General features: G+C 69.8%; 5 protein-coding genes and 1 tRNA gene. 4 read left to right on the forward strand and 2 right to left on the reverse strand.

All coding sequences use genetic code 11. The features are described from left to right. Positions 1-194 precede the first annotated feature (194 nt). Complete coding sequence (locus tag BZL64_RS26525; protein WP_086771704.1) at positions 195-641, forward strand: hypothetical protein; 447 nt, start codon at positions 195-197, stop codon at positions 639-641. Positions 642-833: 192 nt separating this feature from the next. Beyond that, a complete protein-coding gene (locus tag BZL64_RS26530) occupies positions 834-1,022 on the forward strand; it encodes a hypothetical protein (protein WP_086771705.1) in 189 nt (62 codons plus the stop codon). Between the two features lie 61 nt (positions 1,023-1,083). Here the strand turns inward: BZL64_RS26530 and BZL64_RS26535 are convergent, their stop codons facing one another. Continuing rightward, positions 1,084-1,644 (reverse strand): CGNR zinc finger domain-containing protein, encoded by a 561-nt coding sequence (locus BZL64_RS26535; protein WP_086771706.1) that lies wholly within the window; start codon positions 1,642-1,644, stop codon positions 1,084-1,086. A gap of 285 nt (positions 1,645-1,929) precedes the next feature. Continuing rightward, positions 1,930-2,343, reverse strand: a complete 414-nt coding sequence (locus BZL64_RS26540; protein WP_004002642.1) for an SsgA family sporulation/cell division regulator — start codon at positions 2,341-2,343, stop codon at positions 1,930-1,932. A 191-nt stretch (positions 2,344-2,534) separates the two neighbouring features. On the opposite strand from BZL64_RS26540, the gene BZL64_RS26545 reads away from it, so the two are divergent. Further along, a complete protein-coding gene (locus BZL64_RS26545) occupies positions 2,535-2,993 on the forward strand; it encodes a TIGR02611 family protein (RefSeq protein ID WP_086771707.1) in 459 nt (152 codons plus the stop codon). 77 nt (positions 2,994-3,070) lie between these two features. Further along, a tRNA-Val gene (locus BZL64_RS26550) sits at positions 3,071-3,142 on the forward strand. The last annotated feature ends 2 nt before the right edge of the window (positions 3,143-3,144 follow it).

Below are 3,144 nucleotides of genomic sequence, written 5' to 3' on the forward strand. Positions count from 1 at the left end.
CCCCCAATCCGGACGCCCCGCATCCCCTAAGGCCGGCACCTGCGAAGGAGCCGACCCGGAGATGTCCCTGATGTCCGGCTGAAACATGGCCCGCGGGCACCTCGCAGGTGCAGGATGGAGGGGACGAAGCGCCGCCACGCAGCGGCGCCGAGCCGCACTGCCCCTGCCCGAGTGTGCCTGTCTGGAGGATCCGGATGATTGCCGAGACCGTGTGTTCCGCCGTGGCCGCGGCCGGCCTGGGCATCGCGGCCGTCACGGCGTACCGCAGGCGTTTCCTGGCGGCTGCCCGGATCGCCGCCTACGCGCTGGTGCCCCTCGGGCTGGTGATGACCGGCGTCGTCGAGTGGGCGGCCGACACCGCCTTCAGCCCCACGGCCTGGGCCGGTTTCGCCGTGCTCGGCGGCGCGTGGGCGCTCTTCATGACGACCCGTGCGGTGGAGCGCCGCAGGGGCGGCGGCACCCGCAAGGAGCGCAGGGCGGCGGCGCGTTCCGCACAGGCCGGCGCCGTGGCACCGACCGCGTCCGCCCCCTCCCTGGGACAGGGCGCCCGGCCCGCCTCCCGCCCCGCCGCCGCGCCCAGGGCAGCAGCCTCGGAGGACTTCAGCGACATCGAGGCCATCCTCAAGAAGCACGGCATATGAAGCGGTGCCGGCGGCCGGTGACGGTCCCGGCACCACCAGGGTGGCACCGCGGCTGAGGTGTGTCCGGGTGGCGCGTGCCCCCTGGGAGGGGAAGCGACACAGTCGGGCCGCAGGCGCGCGGAAGTGATCAAGCTGGGAAACCGACATCACGGAATTCGGCGAACTACCGCTCAATCCGGGCGTGCTGATCGCGTGGGGTGGGCCACCTGCGTCATCATCGCCCGCGAGATGCTGGACACGACACAGAGCGAGGCCGCGCCCCCTCAAAACGAGCCGCGCGGATGCCTCTTCGCCCTTTCCCAGCCACCGCTGATGATCTTCCTAGCGGTGATCGGGTGTCTGCTGCTCATGGCCTCGCTGCACGACCTGCTGCTGCTCTGAGCCGTACCCGCGGTCCCCGGCGCCACCCGCCGGGGCCGCGTCGGCATCGACGAACGGGCCCTCAGCCCGCCGCCTCCTTGCGGCGTGCCCGGTAGGCGGCCACATGCAGACGGTTGCCGCAGGTGCGGCTGTCGCAGTACCGGCGCGAACGGTTGCGGGAGAGATCGACGAAGGCGCGTCGGCAGTCCGGGGCCTCGCACCGCCGCAGCCGCTCCTGCTCCCCGGCCACCACGAAGAAGGCCAGAGCCATCCCGCAGTCCGCCGCGAGATGGTCCGCGATCGACGCACCGGGGGCGAAGTAGTGGACATGCCAGTCGTAGCCGTCGTGGTCGGTGAGCCGGGGTGTGGTGCCCGCGGCGGCGATCAGCTCGTTGATGATCGAGGCGGCGGCGCGGGGGTCCGGTGCCGCGAAGATCCGCGCGAACCGTCCGCGAACCTTGCGCACCGCGGACAGATCGAAGGCGGAGAGGACGCCGACGTCACTGATTTCGTGTTTTCGTACGAAAACCTCAAGGGCGGCGACATCTGGCAGCGCGTCCGGGGTGGTGTCGTCCTCCGGTGCGGTGTTCACCAGATCCACCACGGCATCGAGCGCACACCGGGTGTCGTGGGTGATCAGCACGTTTCGCTCCCTGGCCTGGAGGGTCGGGCGGGCGCCCGCCGATGCTGGCCGATGGTAGCCGTACCGGGCCGTCGTGCCACGGTCGATCGAGGGCCTGAATCCCGCCGTCCTGCGCCACCGGGGCCGAGGGGAGGGCGGCGGCAGGGCCGGCACGGCACACACGCCGGCGCCGCACCACGGAGAACCGTGGTGCGGCGCCGGCGCATTCCCTGTGCGGTTGTTGTCCGGGCCCGAGCCGTCTCCCCGAGTGGACGGCGCCGGGCGGCTCTGGTGGGAGCTCCCTTCCTAGCTTTCCGCCAGGATGTGCGAGAGCTCTTGATCGAGGTCGAAGTGACGGTGCTCCGTGCCCGGGGGCACGGCGGCGTCCGTTCGCTTCAGGAAGGATTCCAGGGCCCGCGCCGGGGCCTCGAGCAGGGCTTCCCCCTCCGGGGAGCTCAGGGCGATGCAGACGACGCCCTGACCGTGGCTGCGCGACGGCCAGACTCGGACGTCGCCGGTGCCCGTGGGCCGGTGCAGGCCCTCTGCGAGGAGGTCGCGGGCGAACACCCACTCGACGGTTTCCTCAGCTCCGGTGTGGAAGGTGGCGTGCACGGCGTAGGGGTCGGCCGTGTCGTACCGCAGGCCTGCGGGGACAGGCAGGGAGGACTCGCTCGACACAACGAGGCGCAGGTGCAGCTCGCAGCTGACCGTGGTGTTCATAAGCGCCAGGGCCTTTCGCTCAGTGTGCGCTCGGGGATTCGCACGTCGGCGAAATCGACATGCCACCTACGGTGCCGTTGTAAACCCCTCTGCGTGTTTTGCGTGTGTTTACGTAACTCTTCCGGCCGATGGGGCGTTCGTGAAGTACCACCATTACGGTGACTGGAATCTCTCGGGTAGGGTTTGGCCGTATGAATACGGGGAGTGACGAGCCGGGCGAGGTGGCCATGGCGGCGAACGACGCGAAGTCGGACAGGGCGGCTGAGCAGCAGGAACAGGCCCTCGGGTCCCGGGCTCCGGCGTTCATCAAGGCCCGCCGGATTCTGCATCTGAGCTGGCAGGTCGGGATCTTCGTGGTCGGCCTCGCGGTGGTGGTCGCGGGCATCATCATGCTGCCCCTGCCCGGTCCCGGCTGGGTCGTGATCTTCGGCGGTATGGCGATCTGGGCGACCGAGTTCGTCTGGGCCCAGCTGGTGCTGCGCTGGACCAAGCGCAAGGTCACCGAGGCGGCACAGCGCGCCCTGGACCCGAAGGTCAGGCGCCGCAACATCATCCTGACCTCGATCGGACTCGTGCTCATCGCGGCCATCATGGGTTTCTACGTGTGGAAGTTCGGCCTGGTCATGCCCTGGAAGATCAAGGACCAGTGAACCGCCACGGGGGTGCGCGAGCGGTCTGACCTGGTCACAGGGACCCGCTGACATGGGGTAATGTACTTCCTGCACCCGGGCGATTAGCTCAGTGGGAGAGCGCTTCGTTCACACCGAAGAGGTCACTGGTTCGAACCCAGTATCGCCCACC

The organism is Streptomyces bobili, from assembly GCF_002154575.1.
Classification (GTDB): domain Bacteria; phylum Actinomycetota; class Actinomycetes; order Streptomycetales; family Streptomycetaceae; genus Streptomyces; species Streptomyces bobili.

What these genes read in the sequence shown, in the direction of transcription:
- BZL64_RS26545 (WP_086771707.1), top strand. Translation starts at nt 2,535, where the DNA reads ATGAATACGGGGAGTGACGAGCCGGGCGAGGTGGCCATGGCGGCGAAC.
- BZL64_RS26525 (WP_086771704.1), top strand. Translation starts at nt 195, where the DNA reads ATGATTGCCGAGACCGTGTGTTCCGCCGTGGCCGCGGCCGGCCTGGGC.
- BZL64_RS26540 (WP_004002642.1), bottom strand. Translation starts at nt 2,343, where the DNA reads ATGAACACCACGGTCAGCTGCGAGCTGCACCTGCGCCTCGTTGTGTCG.